This window comes from Pseudomonas sp. GZJR-8, from assembly GCF_002916705.1.
Lineage (GTDB): Bacteria > Pseudomonadota > Gammaproteobacteria > Pseudomonadales > Pseudomonadaceae > Aquipseudomonas > Aquipseudomonas synxantha_A.
Window position 1 is genome coordinate 23,518 of record NZ_JXSI01000014.1, and the last position, 23,392, is coordinate 46,909.

Below are 23,392 nucleotides of genomic sequence, written 5' to 3' on the forward strand. Positions count from 1 at the left end.
CCTACTGCTCCGCTGTCAGCAAGGTTTCGACTTGCGCCAGACGCTTCAGCGTCCCGACATCCACCCAGCGTCCCGTCATGTGCTCCCCCGTTACCAGACCTTTAGCCATGGCCGCACGCAACAGCGGCGCCAACTTGAAGGCACCGGCGCTGCAACCCGCGAACAATTTGGGGTCGAGCACTGAAATGCCACTGAAGGTCAGGTTATCGGCACCGGGCGCGGCATCATGAAGCAGACCTTTATCCAGGTAGAAATCCCCGCCTGACGGGTGGTGCTCAGGGTTGTCGACCATCACCAAGTGCGCCAGGCCCTGGATCGGCTGCCCGAGGCGGGTAAAATCGTAGTCAGTCCAGATATCGCCATTGACCACCAGGAAGGGGTCATCCCCCAGCAGCGGCAACGCCTGGAATATCCCGCCCCCCGTTTCCAGCGGCTCCCCCTCCGGCGAGTAGCGGATGCGCAGCCCGAACTGGGCGCCGTCACCCAAGTACTTCTCAATTTGCTGGCCTAGCCAGGCATGATTGATCACGATCTCGGTAAAGCCGGCCTTCGCCAAAGCTTCAAGGTGATACTCGATCAACCGCTTGCCGCCGGCTTGCACCAGCGGCTTGGGCGTATGCAGGGTGAGCGGACGCATGCGCTCGCCCTTGCCCGCCGCAAGGATCATCGCCTTCATACAATGGCCTCGGCGGGCTGGCGCAGGCTGGCGAGCAGTTCGCCCAGTTCGCTCAACTCGGGTCGGTCGGCGAGCACCGCGTCTATATAAGCAAAGAAACGCGGCACGTCGGCCAGGTAGCGCGGTTTGCCGTCACGGTGGCAAATACGCGAAAAAATACCGATGACCTTGAGATGACGCTGCACGCCCATCAGGTCGCTGGCGCGCAGAAAGTCTTCGAAGTCGTCCTGCACCGGGATCCCCAACCGCCCGGCGCGCTGCCAGTAGCCGTGCTGCCATTCACGCACACGCGCCTGGGGCCAACTGAGGAAAGCGTCCTTGAACAGGCAGGTAATGTCGTAAGTCACCGGGCCGTAGACCGCATCCTGAAAGTCCAGTACGCCAGGGTTCGGTTCACTGATCATCAGGTTGCGCGGCATATAGTCGCGATGCACCAGCACCTTGGGCTGCGCCAGGGCACTGTCGATCAATTTTTCGCTGACGCGTTGCCAGAGGGCTTGTTGCTCAGCGTCGAAGTCGATCCCCAGGTGACGGCGCACATACCATTCCGGGAATAATTCAAGCTCGCGACGCAACAAGGCCACGTCGTAGCTGGGCAATGGTGCGTCCATCGGCAATTGCTGGAAAGCCAGCAGCGCATCGATGGCATCGGCAAATAATTGATCGGCATTTTCAGCGTCAATCACATCCAGATAGGTTTTTCTGCCCAGGTCATTGAGCAAAAGAAAGCCACGAGGCAAGTCTTCTGCATAAATTTTTGGCACATTTATTCCTGATTTCGCCAGCAAATGCGCGATATCGACGAAAGGTTTGCAGTTTTCCTGGGGGGGTGGCGCGTCCATTACGACGAACGTATGGGCACCGCCCTCCCACCGGAAGTAACGCCTGAAACTCGCGTCGCTGCTGGCCGCGGTCAATGTGGCCGGGGGTACGGGGCCCCAGTCCTGAGCGTTGAAGAGGATCGGCAACTGCTCATCCAGCCAGACTTCCAGCTGTTGTAAACGTAGATCTTGCTCGGGCATTACAAGGGTCTCCGACGGCGCTAGCCGTCAAGCGGGGCATGCTTTATTATCACGCATCTTTTTCAGACCATCGAGAGGCGTGCGGCCCAAACCGCGGGCAGATGGCACGCAGGAAGCCCGGACTAATAAGATGGCATTGAAATCCCCCGCGTTTCGTAGAAAATTTCCGTTGCTGGTAACCGGCAGTCTGCTGGCCTTGCAACCTTTCGCCACCTCATTCGTGGTCGCCGCGGAACAGTATGACTGCTCAGTCTCTGCTTCGGGTGCCTGGGATTGCGCGCCGAAGACCGCCGCAGCCCCATTGCCACCGCGCCCGGTGCATGACGGTTCTGCCGTCAGCTCGGCCAACGGCACGCCGCAAGGCAAGGCTGGCGGCAGCGTCGACGCCGAGCCCAAGACCGTGCTGGTCACCGAATCCAAGGGCCGTGGCCTGCGCTCGCGCAGCGCCGACTACAGCCACCTGGACTGGGTGCCTCGCGACAAGCTGACTGCTGCGCAGCTGGCCGAGACCGGCCCTTACTGCGGCGGTGCCTACATCGAGCCGACTCGTCCTGGCATGAACGACAAGACGGACAAGAGCGATGCGCCGACCTTCATCGGTGCCAAGGCCTCGCGCTACGAGCAGGAACAGCAGGTCGCCACCCTGGCCGGTGACGTGGTCATGCGCCAGGGCAGCATGCAGCTTGAAGCGGACGAAGCCAGCCTGTACCAGGCCGAGAACCGTGGCGAGCTGAACGGCAAGGTGCGACTGCGCGACAACGGCGCGCTGATCGTGGGCGACCATGCCCAGGTCCAGCTCGACACCGGCGCCGCCCAGATCGACAACGCCGAATACGTGATGCACAAGTCGCGCATTCGCGGTAACGCCCTGTACGCCAAGCGTGCCGAGAACGCGATCATCCGTCTCAAGGACGGTACGTACACCACCTGCGAGCCGGACAGCAACGCCTGGCAGCTCAAGGGCAACAACATCACGTTGAACCCGGCCACCGGTTTCGGTACGGCCACCAACGCGACGTTGCGGGTCAAGAACATCCCGATCCTGTACACCCCGTACATCTACTTCCCGATCGACGACCGTCGTCAATCCGGCTTCCTGCCGCCGAGCTTCAGCACCGGCAGCGAGACTGGCTTTACGCTGGTAACGCCGTACTACTTCAACCTGGCACCGAACTACGATGCCACGTTGTACCCGCAATACATGACCAAGCGCGGCTTGTTGATGGAGGGCGAATTCCGCTACCTGACCAAGTCGAGTGAAGGGCAGTTTGGTGGGGCGTATCTCAATGATGATAGCGACGAGCGGAAGAAGCAGACCGATTACGAAAAAACCCGTTATATGCTCAATTGGCAGCATAAGGGTGGGTTGGATTCGCGTCTGACGTCGCAGGTGGATTACACCCGAATCAGCGATCCTTATTACTTCCAGGATTTGAAGTCGTATGAGGAAGGGGTTGAGAGCCAGGACTTCCTGAACCAACAGGGTTCCCTGACGTACCGTGGTGACTCCTATCAGGCTCGCTTGAATGTTCAAGCCTACCAGTTGGCGACAATTTCCCAAATCACGCCGTATGACCGGCTGCCGCAGCTAACACTCAATGGTCAACTGCCATTCCACCCTGGCGGCCTGAACTTCAGCTATGAAACCGAAGCCGTACGTTTCGATCGAGATTTGGAGAACGGTGATTTTACCGATGAGAACGGCTTGGTTTCGCGCCGACTGGATACCTATGTCACTGGCCTGACCCGTGCAAACGGTACTCGCCTGAATGTTGCCCCAGCGGTCGAATATCCGATGAACTGGACTTACGGCTTCGTGACTCCGAAGCTCAAGTACGTTTATACAAAATACGATCTCGACCTTGATAGCATCGGTAAAAATACGCTCGCTCCCGGCGATGAGTTCAAGAGTTCGCAAGATCGCGCTGTTCCTATCGCGAGCGTAGACAGCGGGTTGTACTTCGACCGCAAAACCAATTGGTTCGGTAAAGACTATAACCAGACCCTTGAGCCGCGGGCGTTCTATCTCTACGTACCGAACAAAGATCAAAGCGATATTCCGGTTTTCGACACCAGTGAATATTCGTTCAGCTATGCCTCTCTATTCCGTGATAACCGCTTCGCCGGTAACGATCGGATCGGTGACGAGAACAAGTTATCCCTAGGCGTAACCAGCCGGTGGATCGAAGAAAATGGCTTCGAACGCCAGCGTGTTTCCGTGGGCCAGGCACTGTACTTCAAGGATCGCGAGGTTCAACTGCCAGGAGTCCTGGCCGCTGACCGAGATGACTCCCGAACAGATGTCTCGCCGATCGCTCTGGAATACGCATTCCGCTTCAACCGCGACTGGCGTGCCACGGCCGATTATAACTGGGACACTGAAAGCCATGCCCCACGCTCTGGCAGCGCGATGTTCCACTACCAGCCAGAAGACAACCCGAACAAGGTCGTCAACCTCGGCTACCGCTATCGCAACGACCAGGTGGTCTACAACCAGCTGACCGGCAAATGGCAGTTCGGTGGTGACTACGGCACTCCGGGTCAAGAGAACTACGTGAAGGATTACTACAAAATCCAGCAACACGACTTCTCGATGATGTGGCCGATCATTCCTCAGTGGAACCTGATCACCCGCTGGCAGTATGACTATGCCCGCAACCGCACCCTGGAAGCCTTCGGTGGTTTCGAGTACGACAACTGCTGCTGGAAACTGCGCGTTATCAATCGCTATTGGGTTTCCAACGACGAATACAGCCAGATCGCCCCGCTTAACGAAAAGGGTGACCACGGGCTCTTCTTCCAGATCGTCCTCAAAGGACTCGGCGGCCTGACCGGCGCCAAGGTAGAGAGCTTCCTCGACAAAGGCATTGAAGGTTATCGTGAACGTGAAGACAAAGCTTTCTGAGTGTTTGCGCCCGCTAGTGCTGGGCGCGCTGTTCCTGGGTACTGTTTCGGCACACGCCGCGGTTCAACAGCTGGATAAAGTAGCGGCCATCGTCGACAACGACGTGATCATGCAGAGCCAGCTGGACCAACGGGTCAAGGAAGTTCAGCAAACCATCGCCAAGCGTGGCGGTGGTGTGCCGCCGACCAGCGTCCTGGAACCCCAGGTACTGGAGCGTCTGATCGTCGAAAACCTGCAGTTGCAGATCGGCGAACGTTCCGGCATCCGGATTTCGGACGAAGAGCTGAACCAGGCCGTCGGCACCATCGCTCAACGCAACAACATGAGCATTGATCAGTTCCGCGCCGCCCTGGCTCACGATGGCTTGTCCTATGAGGACGCCCGCGACCAGATCAAGCGCGAGATGATCATCAGCCGTGTGCGCCAGCGCCGTGTGGCCGAACGGGTCCAGGTATCGGAGCAGGAAGTGAAGAACTTCCTGGCCTCGGACCTTGGCAAGATGCAGCTCTCCGAAGAACTGCACCTGGCCAATATTCTTATTCCTACCCCTGACGCCGCCAACTCCGAGCAACTGAATGCCGCTGCGGCCAAGACCCAAGCGGTGTACGACCGCCTGAAAGCCGGTGCTGACTTTGCCCAGACCGCCATTGCCGTCTCCGGCAGCGATAACGCACTGGACGGCGGTGACATGGGCTGGCGTAAAGCCGCACAGCTGCCGCCTCCGTTCGATCGCGAGCTGAGCTCCATGGAAGTCGGCGGCATCACCCAACCGGCACGTACCCCAGGTGGCTTCATTATCCTCAAGCTGCTGGGCAAGCGCGGCGGCGAGACCTCGCTGAAAGACGAAGTACACGTTCGTCACATCCTGGTCAAACCAAGCGAAATCCGTACCGAGGCACAAACCAAGGAACTGGCGCAGAAGATCTACGACCGCATCGAAAGCGGTGAAGACTTCGCCACCCTGGCCAAAAGTTTCTCGGAAGACCCTGGTTCTGCCCTTAACGGCGGCGACTTGAACTGGATCGACCCGAAAGCCCTGGTGCCCGAGTTCCAACAGGTCATGGCCGACACACCGCAAGGCGTATTGTCCAAGCCGTTCAAGACTCAATACGGCTGGCATGTCCTGGAAGTCCTTGGCCGTCGCGCCACCGACAACACCAACCAGGCCCGCGAGCAGCAAGCCCTGACCGTGCTGCGTAACCGCAAATACGACGAAGAGCTGCAAACCTGGTTGCGTCAGATCCGTGACGAAGCCTACGTAGAGAACAAGCTGCCAGGCGCCGAGCAAACAGGCACCGACCAGGCAACCCAGTGAAACCCCAGCGTTTCGCGGTGACACCCGGCGAGCCGGCCGGCATTGGTCCAGACCTGTGCCTGCTGCTCGCCTCGCAACCTCAGCCACACCCCCTGATTGCCATTACCAGCCGCGACCTGCTCCTTGAGCGGGCCGCGCAGTTGGGCGTGGCTGTCAACTTGCTGGAAGTGGCACCGGGCAATTGGCCGGACCTGCCCGCCCCGGCCGGCAGCCTGTATGTATGGGACACCCCTTTACAGGCCAAGGTGGTCGCCGGGCAACTGAACAAGGCCAATGCAGCCTTTGTGCTGGAAACCCTGACACGCGCCGGGCAAGGCTGCATCGACGGCGACTTTGCCGGCATGATCACCGCGCCCGTGCATAAAGGCGTGATCAACGAATCCGGCATCGCGTTTTCCGGCCATACCGAATTCCTCGCCGAGCTGACCCATACCGAACAGGTCGTGATGATGCTGGCGACCCGTGGCCTGCGTGTTGCGCTGGTGACCACACATCTGCCACTGCGCGATATTGCCGACGCCATCACCGCCGAGCGCATAGAGCGCGTCACGCGCATCCTGCATGACGACCTGCAACACAAATTCGGCATTGCCCGACCGCGTATCCTGGTCTGCGGGCTAAACCCCCATGCCGGTGAAGGCGGCCACTTGGGCCATGAAGAAATCGACATCATTGAACCGACATTAGAGCGCCTGCGCCAAGAAGGCATGGACCTGCGTGGCCCATTGCCTGCAGACACTCTGTTTACCCCCAAATATCTGGAGCACTGCGACGCAGTGCTGGCGATGTACCACGACCAGGGGCTGCCCGTGCTGAAGTACAAAGGCTTCGGCGCTGCAGTCAACGTGACACTGGGCCTGCCGATCATCCGCACCTCCGTCGACCATGGCACAGCCCTGGACCTGGCGGGCAGCGGCAAGATCGATACCGGCAGCCTGCACGTAGCCCTGGAAACCGCCTATCAGATGGCCGAGACCCGTATATGACTGAGCATTACCAACACCGGGCGCGCAAGCGCTTCGGGCAAAACTTCCTGCACGACGCGGGTGTCATCGATCGCATCCTGCGCTCCATCCACGCCAAGCCAGAAGACCGCCTGCTGGAAATCGGCCCGGGCCAGGGCGCGCTGACCCAAGGCCTGCTGGCGAGCGGCGGGCAGCTGGACGTGGTGGAACTGGACAAGGACCTGATCCCGATCCTGAACCAGCAGTTCGCTGGCAAGCCCAACTTCAACCTGCACCAGGGCGATGCGCTGAAGTTCGACTTCAATAGCCTGAATGCCGCCCCCAATAGCCTGCGGGTGGTGGGCAACCTGCCGTACAACATCTCCACACCGCTGATTTTCCACCTGCTGAACAACGCCGGGATCATCCGCGACATGCACTTCATGCTGCAGAAGGAAGTGGTAGAGCGCCTGGCCGCAGGCCCTGGCGGTGGTGATTGGGGCCGTTTGTCGATCATGGTCCAGTATCATTGCCGCGTGGAGCACCTGTTCAACGTCGGCCCGGGCGCGTTCAACCCGCCGCCGAAGGTTGATTCAGCCATCGTACGCCTGGTGCCGCATGCCGTGCTGCCCCACCCAGCCAAGGATCACAAGCTGCTGGAGCGCGTTGTGCGTGAAGCGTTCAACCAACGCCGCAAGACGCTGCGCAACACGCTCAAGGCCCTGCTGAGCAACGCTGAAATCGAAGCTGCCGGTGTCGATGGCAGCCTGCGCCCCGAACAGCTGGACTTGGCCGCGTTCGTACGCCTGGCTGACCAACTGGCGATTCAGCCAGCTCCGACAGAAGGATAAGGCTCAACGCGATCCAATGTGGGAGGGGGCTTGCTCCCGATAGGGGAGTATCAGTGGATACATTTTCAACTGACACATCGCTATCGGGAGCAAGCCCCCTCCCACATTTGGATCACGTATCTGGCCTAGTGCCCACCTCATGGCCTAGACTGACCCGCATCTGCTGTCCCCTGCTTTTAAGGCCTCTTGCATGTCCGATCCTCGCTATCAGATCGACGTCAGCGTCGTCACCCGCTTCCTGGCGGACCAATCGCAACCCGAACAGAACCGCTTTGCCTTTGCCTACACCGTCACCGTAAAAAACAACGGGTTGGTCCCGGCCAAGCTGCTGTCGCGCCACTGGGTCATTACCGATGGCGACGGCCAGGTCGAGGAAGTGCGTGGAGCAGGCGTTGTCGGCCAGCAACCCTTGATCAACAGCGGCGCCAGCCACACCTACAGCAGCGGCACGGTGATGACCTCCAAGGTCGGCACCATGCAGGGCTCGTATCAGATGAAAGCTACCGACGGTCATTTGTTCGACGCAACGATCAAGCCCTTCCGCCTCGCGGTGCCCGGAGCCCTGCACTGATGGCGACGTACGCGGTCGGCGACCTGCAAGGTTGCCTGGAACCTCTCAAGTGCCTGCTCGAGCGCGTAGCCTTTGACCCCGCAAGCGATCGCCTGTGGCTGGTGGGCGACCTCGTCAACCGAGGCCCCCACTCCCTGGAGACCCTGCGCTATCTCTATAGCCTGCGTGACTCGCTGGTATGCGTACTCGGCAACCACGACCTGCACCTGCTCGCGGCCGGCAATAACATCGAGCGCCTGAAAAAGGGCGACACCCTGCGCGAAATCCTCGAAGCGCCGGACCGCGCCGAGTTGCTCGACTGGCTGCGCCGGCAAAAACTCATGCACTACGATGAGGGCCGCAACATGGCCTTGGTGCATGCAGGCATCCCACCTCAGTGGACGCTGAAAAAAGCCCTCAAATGCGCCGCTGAAGTCCAAAGTGCACTGGCCGATGACACCCTGTACACCACCTACCTGGACGGCATGTACGGCAACGAACCGGTGAAGTGGGACAACGACCTCACGGGCGTAACCCGCCTGCGCGTGATCACCAACTACTTTACGCGGATGCGCTTCTGCACCGCTGAAGGCAAGCTGGACCTCAAGAGCAAGGAAGGCGCCGACACCGCGCTACCCGGCTACAAGCCATGGTTCGCCCATAAGGAGCGCAAGACCCGTGATACGAAGATCATCTTTGGTCACTGGGCCGCCCTGGAAGGCAAATGCGACGAACCCGGCGTGTTCGCCCTCGACACCGGCTGCGTATGGGGCGGCGCCATGACCCTGATGAACATCGACACCGGCGAGCGCTTCGGCTGCCAGTGTGAACCCCCTCTTTCCATTACCCAGCCGGCCGCCGCCAAACCATAGGAGCCCGCCATGACCGAATTCAAACGTATCCCTCCCCAAGAAGCCCAAGCGCTGCGCGAGCAAGGCGCGGTGGTCGTCGATATCCGCGACCAGCCTACCTATGCGGCAGCTCATATCCCCGGCGCCAAGCATCTGGACAACGTCAACATCGCCGACTTCATCCGCGCCGCCGACCTCGATGCGCCGCTGATCGTAGCCTGCTACCACGGCAATTCCAGCCAGAGCGCGGCCGCTTACCTGGTCAGCCAGGGCTTCTCCGACGTCTATAGCCTGGACGGCGGCTTTGAGCTGTGGCGTGGGACCTACCCTTCGGAAATTTCCGAAGGCGATTCGCAATAATTTTTTTCACACCCCGCTATCCCGCGTGACGCTTGGGCTTGCGCCGTTTCTGACGAACGGCGCAGCCAAACTAATTGCGCATCGCGCCTTGACCTCCCGGATTCCGAACTATCCTTAAGCGCAGGCCATCCGAATCAGGGGAGAGCCGGTACACCGGCGTACGGGTCATCGGTAGCGTTTCAGGGTGTTCTGGGGGGAAAACAGCCATTGGCGCGTGTCAATGACTGCCAGCATCCGCTGATTGATCCGGCGTCGGCTCCACGTATCGAGCGAGGTGACGACGTCATGAGTATCTTTAGCCACTTCCAACAACGCTTCGCGTCCACGCAGCAGGAAGAACTCACGCTTCAAGAGTATCTCGAGCTGTGCAAGCAGGACCGCAGCACCTATGCCTCTGCCGCCGAACGCCTGCTATTGGCGATCGGCGAGCCGGAGCTGGTGGAAACCGCCAACAATTCGCGCCTGTCGCGAATATTCTCCAACAAGGTGATCCGCCGCTATCCGGCCTTTGAAGACTTCCATGGCATGGAAGAATGCATCGACCAGATCGTCTCCTACTTCCGCCATGCCGCCCAAGGCCTGGAAGAGAAGAAACAGATCCTTTACCTGCTCGGGCCAGTCGGCGGCGGCAAGTCGTCCCTGGCGGAAAAGCTAAAGCAGTTGATCGAGAAGGTGCCCTTCTACGCGATCAAGGGCTCGCCGGTCTTCGAGTCGCCCCTGGGCCTGTTCAACGCCACGGAAGATGGCGCGATTCTCGAAGAAGACTTCGGTATACCGCGGCGCTACCTCAACACCATCATGTCGCCTTGGGCCACCAAGCGCCTGGCCGAGTTCGGCGGTGATATCAGCCAATTCCGCGTAGTGAAACTCTACCCGTCGATCCTCAACCAGATCGGCGTGGCCAAGACCGAACCGGGCGACGAAAACAACCAGGATATTTCTGCACTGGTGGGCAAGGTCGATATCCGCAAACTCGAAGAATTCCCACAGAACGACGCTGACGCCTACAGCTACTCCGGCGCGCTGTGCCGGGCCAACCAGGGCTTGATGGAGTTCGTGGAGATGTTCAAGGCGCCGATAAAGGTGCTCCACCCACTGCTCACCGCTACCCAGGAAGGCAACTACAACAGCACCGAAGGCCTGGGCGCGATTCCGTTCACCGGGATCCTGCTGGCCCACTCCAATGAATCGGAATGGCACACCTTCCGTAACAACAAGAACAACGAAGCCTTCATCGACCGGATCTATATCGTCAAGGTGCCGTACTGCCTGCGGGTCAGCGATGAGATCAAGATTTACGACAAGCTGCTGTTCAACAGCTCCCTGGCCAAGGCCCACTGCGCACCCGACACGTTGAAGATGCTCGCCCAGTTCACCGTACTGTCGCGCCTCAAGGAGCCGGAGAATTCGAATATCTATTCGAAAATGCGGGTGTATGACGGCGAGAACCTCAAGGACACCGACCCCAAGGCCAAGTCGATCCAGGAGTATCGCGATACAGCGGGCGTCGATGAGGGCATGAATGGCCTGTCGACACGCTTTGCGTTCAAGATCCTGTCCAAAGTCTTTAACTTCGACCCCCACGAGATCGCCGCCAACCCGGTGCATCTGCTGTATGTACTGGAGCAGCAGATCGAACAGGAGCAATTCCAGGCGGAAACCCGCGAACGCTACCTGCGCTTCCTCAAGGAATACCTGGCACCGCGCTACATCGAGTTTATCGGCAAGGAAATCCAGACCGCGTACCTTGAGTCCTACAGCGAGTACGGTCAGAACATCTTCGACCGCTATGTGCTGTACGCCGACTTCTGGATTCAGGACCAGGAGTACCGCGATCCGGAAACCGGCGAAATCCTCAATCGCGTGGCGCTCAACGAAGAGCTTGAGAAGATCGAGAAACCGGCCGGCATCAGCAACCCAAAGGATTTCCGCAACGAAATCGTCAACTTCGTACTGCGCGCCCGTGCCAACAACAATGGCAAGAATCCCACCTGGCTCAGCTACGAGAAGCTGCGGGTGGTCATCGAAAAGAAAATGTTCTCCAACACCGAGGATCTGCTGCCGGTCATCAGCTTCAATGCCAAGGCCAGCAAGGAGGATCAGCAAAAACACAACGACTTCGTCACACGAATGGTCGAGCGCGGCTACACCGACAAACAGGTACGACTGCTCTCCGAGTGGTACTTGCGGGTGCGTAAATCGCAGTAAGGCAGCGACAAGCCAACGCTGCCAGGCATCCGGCCTGGCGGCTGACCGCTTGTCTCTAAGCTTCCAGCTCGCGGCTTGAAGCTTGTAACGTGAAGCTGCCCGGAGGGCTCCCCATGAGCTATGTGATCGACCGACGCCTTAATGGCAAGAACAAGAGCACGGTAAACCGCCAGCGTTTCCTGCGGCGTTACCGTGACCACATCAAAAAGGCCGTAGAAGAAGCCGTCAGCCGCCGCTCCATTACCGACATGGAGCATGGCGAGCAAATCAGCATTCCCGGCCGGGACATCGACGAGCCCGTGCTTCACCACGGGCGCGGCGGCAAACAGACCGTCGTGCACCCCGGCAACAAGGAATTCACCACCGGCGAACACATCCAGCGCCCACAAGGCGGCGGTGGCGGCAAAGGTCCGGGCAAGGCCGGTAATTCCGGCGAAGGCATGGACGAATTCGTGTTCCAGATCACCCAGGAGGAATTTCTCGAATTCATGTTTGAAGACCTGGAGTTGCCCAACCTGGTCAAGCGCAACCTGACCGGCACCGACACGTTCAAGACCGTACGCGCCGGGATCAGCAACGAGGGCAACCCCTCGCGCATCAACATCATCCGCACTTTGCGTTCAGCCCATGCACGACGCATCGCCCTCTCGGGCAGCAGCCGCGCAAAACTGAAGGCGGCCAAGGAAGAGCTGGCGCGTTTGAAGCGTGAAGAACCAGACAACTTCGGCGATATCCAGGAAATCGAGGTAGAAATCGAGAAACTCAGCGCACGCATTCACCGCGTCCCGTTCCTCGACACCTTTGACTTGAAATACAACCTGCTGGTCAAGCAACCCAACCCCAGCTCCAAGGCCGTGATGTTCTGCCTGATGGATGTCTCCGGCTCCATGACCCAGGCCACCAAGGACATCGCCAAGCGTTTCTTCATCCTGCTGTACCTGTTCCTGAAACGGAACTACGACAAGATTGACGTAGTTTTCATTCGCCATCACACCAGCGCACGGGAAGTGGATGAAGAAGAGTTTTTTTATTCGCGGGAAACCGGCGGCACCATCGTATCCAGCGCCTTGAAGCTGATGCAGGAAATCATGGCCGAGCGCTACCCTGCCAACGAATGGAACATCTACGCTGCACAAGCTTCGGATGGCGACAATTGGAACGACGATTCGCCGATCTGCCGCGACATTCTGATCAACCAGATCATGCCGTTCGTGCAGTACTACACCTATGTTGAAATCACCCCCCGTGAGCATCAGGCCCTGTGGTTCGAATACGAGCGCATCGGCGAAGCCTTTGCCGACACGTTCGCCCAACAGCAACTGGTCTCGGCCGGCGATATCTATCCGGTCTTCCGTGAACTCTTCCAGCGCAGGTTAGTGACATGACCGCCAAAAAAGAGAACAAGCGCCAACCCCTATCCACTGGCTCCGAGTGGACCTTTGAACTGATCCAGGCCTATGACCGGGAAATCAGCCGTATCGCGGCAGGTTATGCCCTGGACACTTACCCCAACCAGATTGAAGTGATCACCGCTGAGCAAATGATGGATGCCTATGCCTCGGTGGGCATGCCGCTGGGTTATCACCACTGGTCCTATGGCAAACACTTCCTCAGCACCGAGAAGTCCTATACGCGAGGCCAGATGGGCCTGGCCTACGAGATCGTGATCAACTCCGACCCGTGCATCGCCTATCTGATGGAAGAAAACACCATCTGCATGCAGGCGCTGGTGGTGGCTCATGCCTGCTATGGACATAACAGTTTCTTCAAAGGCAACTACCTGTTTCGAACCTGGACCGACGCCAGCTCAATCATCGATTACCTCGTGTTTGCCAAGCAGTACATCATGCAATGCGAAGAACGACACGGCATTGATGCGGTGGAAGACCTGTTGGACTCCTGCCATGCACTGATGAATTACGGGGTCGACCGCTACAAGCGTCCCTATCCGATTTCAGCCGAGGAAGAGCGCCTGCGCCAGAAGGAACGCGAGGAGCACCTGCAGAAACAGATCAACGACCTGTGGCGCACCATTCCCAAGCGCGCCGGCAAAAACAACGACAAGGACAATGCACGCTTCCCCGCCGAACCCCAGGAAAACATCCTGTATTTTCTGGAAAAACACGCCCCGCTGCTGGAGCCTTGGCAACGTGAGATTGTGCGTATCGTGCGCAAGATCGCCCAGTATTTTTATCCGCAGCGCCAAACACAGGTGATGAACGAAGGCTGGGCAACATTCTGGCACTACACGCTGATGAACGACCTGTACGACGAGGGCCTGGTCACGGACGGCTTCATGATGGAGTTCCTCACGTCCCACACCAGCGTAGTCTTCCAACCCGGCTTCGACAGCCCGTATTACAACGGCATCAACCCCTATGCCCTGGGCTTTGCCATGTACCGCGATATCCGTCGCATGTGCGAACACCCCACCGAGGAGGATCGTCGCTGGTTCCCGGAGATCGCTGGCAGCGACTGGTTGTCGACCATCAAGTTCGCCATGAGCAGCTTCAAGGACGAGAGTTTCATCCTGCAGTACCTCTCACCTCAGGTGATTCGTGACCTCAAGCTGTTCAGCATTCTGGATGACGACCTGAAAGACGACCTTGTGGTCCCGGCTATCCATGATGAACCCGGCTACCGCATCATTCGCGAAACCCTGGCCGCCCAATACAACCTGGGCAACCGCGAGCCCAACGTGCAGATCTACAGCATCGATGTGCGCGGCGACCGTTCGCTCACCCTGCGTCATCAGCAACACGACCGTAAGCCGTTGGGCGATTCCACCGAGGAAGTGCTCAAGCACCTGCACCGACTGTGGGGGTTTGACATCCACCTGGAGACCCTGCAAGGCGATCAGGTGATGAAAACCCATCATGTGCCCCCGCGCAGCGATCATAACGACAACGACTACGGCCGCTTGGACATGGCCGTCGTTCATCTCTGAAACAGCAAAGCCTCCATTGCTCAGGCACAGGCGTTATCCTGTGCCGCTAATGGAGGCTTTTTCATGAAAATCTACAAAGTCGGCGGTGCGGTGCGTGATCGCCTGCTGGGCATCAAGGTCACCGATATCGACCGTGTCGTCGTAGGTGCAACGACCGAAGAGATGCTCGCCAAAGGCTATAAGCCCGTAGGGGCCGATTTCCCGGTATTTCTCGACCCGAAAAACGGCGATGAGTACGCCCTCGCCCGCACCGAACGCAAGAGTGGCCGAGGCTACGGTGGTTTTGTGTTTCACGCGAGCCCCGATGTCACGCTGGAGGAAGACCTGATTCGTCGCGACCTGACCATCAATGCCATGGCAGAAGACGATGACGGCACCCTGACCGACCCTTATCACGGCCAACGCGATCTTGAAGCGCGCATTTTGCGTCATGTTTCCCCCGCGTTCGCCGAAGATCCTCTGCGAGTACTGCGCGTCGCCCGCTTTGCCGCACGTTATGCACACCTGGGTTTCAAGGTCGCACCCGAGACGCTGGAATTGATGCGCCAGCTCAGTGAGTCCGGCGAACTGGAGGCCCTTACCCCCGAGCGCAGCTGGAAGGAAATCTCCCGCGCACTGATGGAGGATCAGCCACAGGTTTTCATCCAGATGCTACGCGACTGCGATGCGCTGAAAACCCTGATACCGGAGGTAGATGCCCTGTTCGGCGTACCGCAACCCGAAGCCCATCACCCGGAAATAGATACTGGCGTACACACCTTGAGCGTGCTGGAACAAGCTGCATTGTACAAACAGCCGCTGACCGTACGCTGGGCCTGCCTGCTGCACGATTTGGGCAAGGGCCTGACGCCTGTGGATAAGTTGCCGCAGCATATTGCCCATGAGCACCGTGGCTTGAAGCTGATCAAGGCGGTGAACGAACGCTTCAAGGTACCGAGGGATTGCCAGGAATTGGCCTTGCTGGTGGGGCAATATCATACCCATGGGCATCGAGCGCTGGAGCTGAAAGCCTCGACTTTGCTGGAGTTGCTGCAAAGCTTTGACGTGTACCGCCGGCCGCAACGCTTCGAAGAATTTGTGATGGCCTGCGAAATGGATGCCCGGGGCCGCAAGGGTCTTGAGCAGCGCAGTTATCCACAGGCGGATTATTTGCGCGGCGCGGCGAAGGCTGCACGCGAAGTACCGGTCGCACCACTGCTGGAAAAAGGTTTCAAAGGCCCCGAGCTGGGAGAAGCGCTCAAGCGCGAACGGCTGAACGCGCTGAAAGCCTACAAGGAACAGCCTTCACCGAAATAACGGCCTTTGTGGCGAAGGAGCTTGCTCCCGCTGGAGTGCGAAGCGCTCCCAAAATAGTGGGGCTGCTGCGCAGCCCAACGGGAGCAAGCTCCCTCGCCACGGCAAGCTCGGCTTCTACAGGAGGGTGTCCGGTGTAAGTTGCTGGCCTTGCCACTCAAAGCCGACAGGCGCCAGCACCTGATCGATCTGCGCATCGCGCCACAGCTCGGCCATTGTCTTGCCAGCCTCAGGGTGAACACGGTCCGGCGCCATCATCGACAGCGGCCACAATACAAAGGCATTTTTCAGAATTTCGGCTCGCGGCAGGATCAATCCATCAAAATCCCCCACCAAGTCGCCATACAACAGCACATCGATATCCAGCGGTAACCCTTTGCGGTCAGGTGCATACCGGCCATTATCGGCCTCGATGAGTTTGAGTCGACGGTCCAGCTCCATCAACGGCAGGTCGGTATAGGCCGACACCACCAGGTTGAAAAACGGCCCGCTCTTGATACCCACCGGCTGGCTCTCGAACACCGCCGAGCAGCGCATCTGCGTCAGGAACCCTGCCAGCGCATCCAGGCCGGCACATAGACGGCTCTCGCGCTCGATGTTGCTGCCAAGCCCGAGGTAAACCTGAGTCAACGACATCCGCGCTCGATCTCCACGCCCACGCCCTTGGCAGCGGGCACCGCGCCTGGCTTGGTCAACTTGAGGTGCAACCAGGGAATCTGGAATTCGCTCATCAGCACTTCGGCCAGGCGCTCGGCAAAGGTTTCCACCAACTGATACTGGGAATGCTCGGCAAAGGCCTGGATACGCGCGGATACACTGGCGTAGTCCAGCGCCAGGGTCAGGTCATCACCCGCGGCGGCCGGGCGATTATCCCAAGCAAAGCTCAGGTCCAGGCGCAGGCATTGACGGATGCCGCGCTCCCAGTCGTAGGCCCCGATCACGGTGTCCACTTCCAGGCCTTCGATAAACACTCTGTCCAAGCACTCTTCTCCGCAGCACGACAAGGGCGCGATGCCCCGTTAGAATCAGGGCGTCCTCGCCCGGAATAGTTAGCATGTTTTGGTCACTGGCGATTTTCGCCTACCTGCTCGGCTCGCTGTCCTTCGCCATTTTGCTCAGCCGCCTGACGGGAAATCCCGACCCGCGAATGAGTGGCTCAGGCAATGCCGGCGCCACCAATATGTTGCGCCTGGCCGGCAAGAAACTTGCCGTCCTGACCCTGCTGGGCGACGTTTGCAAGGGCCTTCTGCCCGTGCTGATCGCCAGTCTCGCCGGCCTTACTTTGCAACAGCAGGCCTGGGTGGGCATATGCGCCGTCCTCGGTCACCTGTTCCCATTGTACTTCCGCTTTCGCGGTGGCAAGGGTGTCGCCACCGCGGCCGGGATGCTGCTGGGCATCTACCCACCGGCAGCATTGCTGGCCATGCTCGCCTGGCTGCTGACGTTCTACCTGACCCGTACCAGCTCGTTGGCCGCGCTGATTGCCACGCCGCTTACCCTGCCGCTGTTGGCCTGGCAGGCACCGCAGGCGTTACTGCCGATGAGCGTGCTGACACTGCTGATCGTCTGGCGCCACCGCGGCAATCTACGCGACCTGTTTGCCGGGCGCGAACGGCATTTTTAAATACGCCGGGCGAAACCGGTTCACGTAAGCCCTACAGCGGCGGCAACTGCTCCATCGGCCAGCGCGCCTGCACGCTGATCGCCAGGCTTTCATGCTGCCCGGCCTGCAAGCGCTGGCAGCCGGCGTAGGCAATCATCGCGCCGTTGTCAGTGCAGAATTCCGGGCGGGCGTAGAACACATGGCCTTGCATGTCGCCGAGCATTTTTTCAAGCGAACTGCGCAACGCCTTATTGGCGCTGACGCCGCCTGCGATCACTAGCCGCTTCATACCTGCCTGCTTGAGGGCGCGCTTGCACTTGATGGTCAAAGTCTCTACCACGGCCTGCTGGAACGCCAGTGCGATGTCGCAACGGGCTTGCTGACCGTCGTCCCCGGCGCTGACGCTCTGCTGCCAGGTATTCAGCGCGGACGTTTTCAAACCGCTGAAACTGAACATCAGCCCCGGCCGATCACACATCGGACGCGGGAAAACGTAGCGCCCGGCGACGCCTTTCTCGGCCAGACGGGCGATTTCCGGACCACCAGGATAGTTAAGCCCCATCATCTTCGCGGTTTTGTCGAACGCTTCACCGGCGGCATCATCCAGGGACTCGCCCAACAGCGTGTATTGGCCGATTCCATCGACCTGAACCAACTGCGTATGACCACCCGACACCAACAAAGCGACGAACGGGAACTCTGGAGGTGTTTTTTCCAACATCGGCGCCAGCAAATGGCCTTCCATGTGGTGCACGCCAAGGGCGGGAATACCCCAGGCAAAGGCCAGCGCCTGGGCGCAAGAAGCCCCAACCAGAAGGGCTCCGACCAATCCGGGGCCTGCCGTGTAGGCGATGGCGTCGATCTCGGTCGGCACACAGCCGGCCTCATCCAGCACCTGGCGAATCAACGGCAGCATGCGTTTGACATGATCACGGCTGGCCAGCTCCGGAACCACGCCGCCATAGGCGCGGTGCAGGTCGATCTGACTGAACAGTGCATCGGCCAAAAGCCCGCGTTCACTGTCGTATAGTGCGACTCCGGTTTCGTCGCAGGAGGTTTCAAGTCCCAGTACTAGCATGGGTTTGCGCCTTGTAGAGGCTGAATTCGAAGGCGCGCATAATAGTCGCCACTCCCCCTCCCGACTAGCGGTTTTCGATCAGAGGCTTTGCATTCCGGCCAATGAGGGGTTAACATCCGCAACCCTTAAAAACCGACGACCTCAGCCGCGAATTTTTTGCGACGAGAACGTTGATTCCCGGTAATGAAAGAAGGTAGCTCTGGATGCCAGCCGTCAAAGTAAAAGAGAACGAACCCTTCGACGTAGCTCTGCGTCGTTTCAAGCGCTCCTGCGAAAAAGCCGGTGTTCTGGCTGAAGTTCGTAGCCGCGAATTTTATGAGAAGCCAACTTCTGAGCGTAAGCGTAAAGCAGCAGCCGCTGTTAAGCGTCACGCCAAGAAAGTTCAGCGCGAACAGCGCCGCGCCGTTCGTCTGTACTAATACACAGACGTTCGTAGCAAGCTTCTGCCAAGCCCGGCCCTCAGCCGGGCTGTTGGCATTTGCGGATATCGCTTGATGCTTCACAGTCGACGCCGCACATGCGACCGAGACACTGCTTCACACGTCAGGGCTGGCTCTTTTGCCAGCGGTGCACGTCTCTTCTGACGAGCCTAACAAGGCTACTGACGAGCACACCTATTCTTCAAGCAGACGATCAACTGTATCGGCTGTGCCCATCGATGCGTTTCCGAGGCCCACCATTGGCCAAGACCGGACGCCCGGGCAACATTTCCATGCCGAACACTGATCAGAAACTACCCTCAGTGAATATTCGGCAGATACACTTCCTGAAGACCCATGCAGACGATGATGATCAAGCACTCCATACGTGCGCTTGAACACTTCACGGGCCCTCATTTACACGCAGTGATGACGAGAACGCCATGGCCGGGCTGATTCCCCAGAGCTTTATTGACGACCTTCTGAACCGCACCGACATCGTCGATGTTGTCAGCTCACGCGTACAGCTGAAAAAAGCCGGCAAAAACTACACCGCCTGCTGCCCGTTCCATAAAGAAAAAACGCCGTCATTCAGTGTCAGCCCCGACAAGCAGTTCTATTATTGCTTCGGTTGCGGCGCTGGCGGCAACGCCCTCGGCTTCCTGATGGACCACGACAACCTGGACTTTCCCCAGGCCGTCGAGGATCTGGCAAAAGCCGCGGGCATGGAAATCCCCCGGGAAGAAAGTGGCCGCCCGCACAAACCCCGGCAACCTACCGATTCGCCGCTGTATCCGCTGCTGACCGCGGCCGCCGACTTCTATCGCCAGGCGCTTAAAAGCCATCCGCAGCGCAAGGCCGCCGTTGACTACCTCAAGGGCCGCGGCCTCACCGGTGAAATCGCCCGCGACTTCGGCCTCGGTTTCGCGCCGCCCGGCTGGGACAACCTGTACAAACACCTGAGCAGCGACACCCTGCAGCAAAAGGCCATGATCGATGCCGGCCTGCTGATAGAAAACGCCGAGACCGGCAAGCGTTATGACCGTTTCCGCGACCGCGTGATGTTTCCGATCCGCGACAGCCGTGGCCGCATCATCGCCTTCGGTGGCCGCGTACTCGGGGACGACAAGCCCAAGTACCTGAACTCCCCGGAAACCCCGGTGTTCCACAAGGGCCAGGAACTCTACGGCCTGTTCGAAGCGCGCAAGAACAACCGCAACCTCGACGAAATCATCGTGGTTGAAGGCTATATGGACGTGATCGCCCTGGCCCAGCAAGGTCTGCGCAACGCCGTGGCAACCCTGGGCACCGCCACCAGCGAAGAGCATTTGAAGCGCCTGTTCCGCGTTGTGCCCAGCGTGCTGTTCTGCTTTGACGGCGACCAGGCCGGCCGTAACGCCGCCTGGCGTGCGCTTGAGGCCACACTGTCAAGCCTGCAGGACGGGCGCCGCGCACGCTTCCTGTTCCTGCCCGAAGGCGAAGACCCGGATACCCTGGTCCGTTCGGAGGGTACCGACGCGTTCCGTGCGCGCATCAATCAACATGCGCAGCCGCTGGCGGATTATTTTTTCCAGCAATTGACCGAAGAAGCCGACCCGCGCTCGCTCGAAGGCAAGGCTCATATGGCCACCCTCGCTGCGCCATTGATCGACAAGGTGCCAGGCGCCAATTTGCGCACGCTGATGCGCCAGCGCCTGCTGGAAATTACCGGTTTGAGTGGCGAAGCCGTGAGCCAGCTGGTGCATAGCGCACCGCAAGATGCGCCGCCAGCCTACGATCCAGGCATGGATTACGACGCCATGCCGGACTATGCCGACTTTCACCAGCCTCAGGAGGCCTTTGCCCCCCAACAGGAGTGGACGCCGAAAAAGCCCGGGGCCGGCAGCAAGAAATGGGACAAGAAACCCTGGAGCAAAAACGGCAAGCGCGGTGATCGCGATGAAGCCTACGCTCCACGCACACCCGTAGCAGTGGAAGCCCCGACGCTTATTGCGCTGCGTACGCTGATTCATCACCCACAACTGGCCGGCAAGGTTGAAAGCGCCGACCACTTTGCCAACGAAAGCAACACCTACGCCCAGGTGCTGATTGCCCTGATCGAGGCGGTGCAGAAAAATCCCAAGCTAAACTCAATCCAGCTGATGGCTCGCTGGCACGGCACGGAACAAGGCCGTTTATTGAAAGCATTGGCGGAAAAGGAGTGGCTAATTGACGGCGACAACCTTGAACAACAGTTTTTAGACACCATTAATAGGTTATCTGCGGGTCAACACACTCAGACCCTCGATGAGCTCATTAAGAGAGCAAGGCAGCCGGGATTGTCGGCTGAAGAGCAGATTCAGATAGCAAAACAGATGCGCGACCTCTTAAAACAGAATGTTTACGCATCAAACCCGACCTCAGCTGGCGTGTGAGGTCATAGCTCGGGTATAATCCTCGGCTTGTTTTTTGCCCGCCAAGACCTTCAGTGGATAGGGTGTTATGTCCGGAAAAGCGCAACAGCAGTCTCGTATCAAAGAGTTGATCACACTTGGTCGTGAGCAGGGTTACCTGACTTACGCGGAGGTCAACGACCACCTGCCTGAGGATATTTCAGATCCAGAGCAGGTGGAAGACATCATCCGCATGATTAACGACATGGGGATCAACGTATTCGAAGTCGCGCCAGATAAGGATTCCCTTATGCTGGCCGACGCTGATACCGACGAGGCCGCCGCTGAGGAAGCTGCTGCCGCGCTGGCTGCAGTAGAGACCGATATCGGCCGCACGACGGACCCGGTGCGCATGTATATGCGTGAAATGGGTACTGTCGAGCTGCTGACACGCGAAGGCGAAATCGAAATCGCCAAGCGTATCGAAGAGGGCATCCGTGAAGTGATGGGCGCAATTGCGCACTTCCCAGGCACGGTTGACCACATTCTCTCCGAGTACACCCGCGTCACCACCGAAGGTGGCCGCCTGTCCGACGTCTTGAGCGGTTACATCGACCCGGACGACGGCATTGCGCCGCCTGCCGCCGAAGTACCGCCGCCTGTCGACGCCAAAGCCGCGAAAGCGGATGATGACGCCGAAGACGACGACGCCGAAGCCAGCAGCGACGACGAAGATGAAGTCGAAAGCGGCCCGGACCCAATCGTCGCGGCCCAGCGTTTCGGTGCGGTTTCCGATCAAATGGAAATCACCCGCAAGGCCCTGAAGAAGCATGGTCGCTCCAACAAGCAGGCAATTGCCGAGCTGGTGGCGCTGGCTGAGCTGTTCATGCCGATCAAGCTGGTGCCCAAGCAATTCGAAGGTTTGGTCGAGCGCGTTCGTAGCGCCCTTGAGCGTCTGCGTGCACAAGAGCGTGCAATCATGCAGCTGTGCGTGCGTGATGCCCGTATGCCGCGTACCGACTTCCTGCGCCAGTTCCCGGGCAACGAAGTTGACGAAAGCTGGACCGACGCACTGGCCAAGGGCAAGGCGAAATACGCCGAAGCCATCGGCCGCCTGCAGCCCGATATCATCCGCTGCCAGCAGAAGCTGACTGCGCTTGAGACCGAAACCGGTCTGACGATTGCTGAAATCAAGGACATCAACCGTCGCATGTCGATCGGTGAGGCCAAGGCCCGCCGCGCGAAAAAAGAGATGGTTGAAGCGAACTTGCGTCTGGTGATCTCGATCGCCAAGAAGTACACCAACCGTGGCCTGCAGTTCCTGGATCTGATCCAGGAAGGCAACATCGGCTTGATGAAAGCGGTAGACAAGTTCGAATACCGTCGCGGCTACAAGTTCTCGACTTATGCAACCTGGTGGATTCGTCAGGCGATCACTCGCTCGATCGCCGACCAGGCCCGCACCATCCGTATTCCGGTGCACATGATCGAGACCATCAACAAGCTCAACCGTATTTCCCGGCAGATGTTGCAGGAAATGGGTCGCGAACCGACCCCGGAAGAGCTGGGCGAACGCATGGAAATGCCTGAGGATAAAATCCGCAAGGTATTGAAGATCGCTAAAGAGCCGATCTCCATGGAAACGCCGATTGGTGATGACGAAGACTCCCATCTGGGTGACTTCATCGAAGACTCGACCATGCAGTCGCCAATCGATGTCGCCACCGTTGAGAGCCTGAAAGAAGCGACTCGTGACGTACTGTCCGGCCTCACCGCCCGTGAAGCCAAGGTACTGCGCATGCGTTTCGGCATCGACATGAACACCGACCACACCCTTGAGGAAGTCGGTAAGCAATTTGACGTGACCCGCGAGCGGATCCGTCAGATCGAAGCCAAGGCACTGCGCAAGTTGCGCCACCCGACGCGAAGCGAGCATCTGCGCTCCTTCCTCGACGAGTGATACCAGAACCCCCGGCCCAGGCCGGGGGGTTTGTTTTG

The 23,392-nt window shown here is 59.0% G+C and carries 20 protein-coding genes; 15 read left to right on the forward strand and 5 right to left on the reverse strand.

What is annotated here, in order from left to right:
- Position 1 precedes the first annotated feature (1 nt).
- Complete coding sequence (murU, locus tag TK42_RS23120) at positions 2-676, reverse strand: N-acetylmuramate alpha-1-phosphate uridylyltransferase MurU (RefSeq protein ID WP_103735236.1); 675 nt, start codon at positions 674-676, stop codon at positions 2-4.
- On the reverse strand, positions 673-1,698 hold the full coding sequence (locus tag TK42_RS23125; RefSeq protein ID WP_032879188.1) for an aminoglycoside phosphotransferase family protein: 1,026 nt from the start codon (positions 1,696-1,698) through the stop codon (positions 673-675). The genes murU and TK42_RS23125 overlap by 4 nt, the downstream gene beginning before the upstream one ends.
- A 130-nt stretch (positions 1,699-1,828) precedes the next feature.
- Between TK42_RS23125 and TK42_RS23130 the strand changes: the two genes are divergently transcribed.
- From TK42_RS23130 to TK42_RS23180, 11 genes are all read left to right on the forward strand, one after another.
- Positions 1,829-4,603 carry an LPS-assembly protein LptD gene (locus TK42_RS23130; protein WP_032879186.1) on the forward strand — a complete coding sequence of 925 codons (2,775 nt, stop codon included), beginning with the start codon at positions 1,829-1,831 and terminating at the stop codon, positions 4,601-4,603.
- A complete protein-coding gene (locus TK42_RS23135) occupies positions 4,584-5,918 on the forward strand; it encodes a peptidylprolyl isomerase (protein WP_143508490.1) in 1,335 nt (444 codons plus the stop codon). Before TK42_RS23130 ends, TK42_RS23135 begins: the two co-directional genes overlap by 20 nt.
- Positions 5,915-6,904, forward strand: coding sequence for a 4-hydroxythreonine-4-phosphate dehydrogenase PdxA (pdxA, locus tag TK42_RS23140; RefSeq protein WP_078822479.1), 990 nt, complete (start codon positions 5,915-5,917; stop codon positions 6,902-6,904). The genes TK42_RS23135 and pdxA overlap by 4 nt, the downstream gene beginning before the upstream one ends.
- A complete protein-coding gene (rsmA, locus tag TK42_RS23145; RefSeq protein ID WP_005792048.1) occupies positions 6,901-7,713 on the forward strand; it encodes a 16S rRNA (adenine(1518)-N(6)/adenine(1519)-N(6))-dimethyltransferase RsmA in 813 nt (270 codons plus the stop codon). The genes pdxA and rsmA overlap by 4 nt, the downstream gene beginning before the upstream one ends.
- Before the next feature lie 190 nt (positions 7,714-7,903).
- Positions 7,904-8,284, forward strand: a complete 381-nt coding sequence (apaG, locus tag TK42_RS23150) for a Co2+/Mg2+ efflux protein ApaG (RefSeq protein WP_032879182.1) — start codon at positions 7,904-7,906, stop codon at positions 8,282-8,284.
- Entirely contained in the window at positions 8,284-9,135 is an 852-nt protein-coding gene (locus TK42_RS23155; RefSeq protein WP_078822480.1) for a symmetrical bis(5'-nucleosyl)-tetraphosphatase, read from the forward strand. Before apaG ends, TK42_RS23155 begins: the two co-directional genes overlap by 1 nt.
- A 9-nt stretch (positions 9,136-9,144) precedes the next feature.
- Positions 9,145-9,474: a thiosulfate sulfurtransferase GlpE gene (glpE, locus tag TK42_RS23160; RefSeq protein ID WP_032879179.1), complete on the forward strand. Its 330-nt coding sequence runs from the start codon at positions 9,145-9,147 to the stop codon at positions 9,472-9,474.
- Positions 9,475-9,759: 285 nt separating this feature from the next.
- The gene (locus tag TK42_RS23165) at positions 9,760-11,682 is read left to right on the forward strand and encodes a PrkA family serine protein kinase (protein WP_003194732.1); all 1,923 of its coding nucleotides are present in this window, start codon (positions 9,760-9,762) and stop codon (positions 11,680-11,682) included.
- A 113-nt stretch (positions 11,683-11,795) separates the two neighbouring features.
- Positions 11,796-13,067: a YeaH/YhbH family protein gene (locus TK42_RS23170; protein ID WP_005792055.1), complete on the forward strand. Its 1,272-nt coding sequence runs from the start codon at positions 11,796-11,798 to the stop codon at positions 13,065-13,067.
- The gene (locus TK42_RS23175; protein WP_005792056.1) at positions 13,064-14,629 is read left to right on the forward strand and encodes a SpoVR family protein; all 1,566 of its coding nucleotides are present in this window, start codon (positions 13,064-13,066) and stop codon (positions 14,627-14,629) included. The genes TK42_RS23170 and TK42_RS23175 overlap by 4 nt, the downstream gene beginning before the upstream one ends.
- A 63-nt stretch (positions 14,630-14,692) precedes the next feature.
- A complete protein-coding gene (locus TK42_RS23180; protein WP_103735237.1) occupies positions 14,693-15,925 on the forward strand; it encodes a multifunctional CCA addition/repair protein in 1,233 nt (410 codons plus the stop codon).
- Between the two features lie 114 nt (positions 15,926-16,039).
- Here TK42_RS23180 and folK read toward each other — a convergent pair whose 3' ends face one another.
- Positions 16,040-16,558, reverse strand: a complete 519-nt coding sequence (folK, locus tag TK42_RS23185) for a 2-amino-4-hydroxy-6-hydroxymethyldihydropteridine diphosphokinase (RefSeq protein ID WP_032879174.1) — start codon at positions 16,556-16,558, stop codon at positions 16,040-16,042.
- Positions 16,549-16,902, reverse strand: coding sequence for a dihydroneopterin aldolase (gene folB / locus TK42_RS23190; protein WP_032879173.1), 354 nt, complete (start codon positions 16,900-16,902; stop codon positions 16,549-16,551). The genes folK and folB overlap by 10 nt, the downstream gene beginning before the upstream one ends.
- A 74-nt stretch (positions 16,903-16,976) precedes the next feature.
- On the opposite strand from folB, the gene plsY reads away from it, so the two are divergent.
- A complete protein-coding gene (gene plsY, locus TK42_RS23195) occupies positions 16,977-17,546 on the forward strand; it encodes a glycerol-3-phosphate 1-O-acyltransferase PlsY (RefSeq protein ID WP_005792062.1) in 570 nt (189 codons plus the stop codon).
- A gap of 31 nt (positions 17,547-17,577) precedes the next feature.
- Here the strand turns inward: plsY and tsaD are convergent, their stop codons facing one another.
- The gene (tsaD, locus tag TK42_RS23200; protein ID WP_005792063.1) at positions 17,578-18,603 is read right to left on the reverse strand and encodes a tRNA (adenosine(37)-N6)-threonylcarbamoyltransferase complex transferase subunit TsaD; all 1,026 of its coding nucleotides are present in this window, start codon (positions 18,601-18,603) and stop codon (positions 17,578-17,580) included.
- A gap of 203 nt (positions 18,604-18,806) precedes the next feature.
- Between tsaD and rpsU the strand changes: the two genes are divergently transcribed.
- The 3 genes from rpsU to rpoD all read left to right on the forward strand — a co-directional run bounded on the left by rpsU (position 18,807) and on the right by rpoD (position 23,354).
- Positions 18,807-19,022, forward strand: coding sequence for a 30S ribosomal protein S21 (rpsU, locus tag TK42_RS23205; protein WP_002551877.1), 216 nt, complete (start codon positions 18,807-18,809; stop codon positions 19,020-19,022).
- Positions 19,023-19,465: 443 nt separating this feature from the next.
- Positions 19,466-21,436 (forward strand): DNA primase, encoded by a 1,971-nt coding sequence (dnaG, locus tag TK42_RS23210; RefSeq protein WP_103735238.1) that lies wholly within the window; start codon positions 19,466-19,468, stop codon positions 21,434-21,436.
- A 67-nt stretch (positions 21,437-21,503) separates the two neighbouring features.
- Positions 21,504-23,354: an RNA polymerase sigma factor RpoD gene (gene rpoD / locus TK42_RS23215; RefSeq protein WP_005792068.1), complete on the forward strand. Its 1,851-nt coding sequence runs from the start codon at positions 21,504-21,506 to the stop codon at positions 23,352-23,354.
- Positions 23,355-23,392 lie beyond the last annotated feature (38 nt).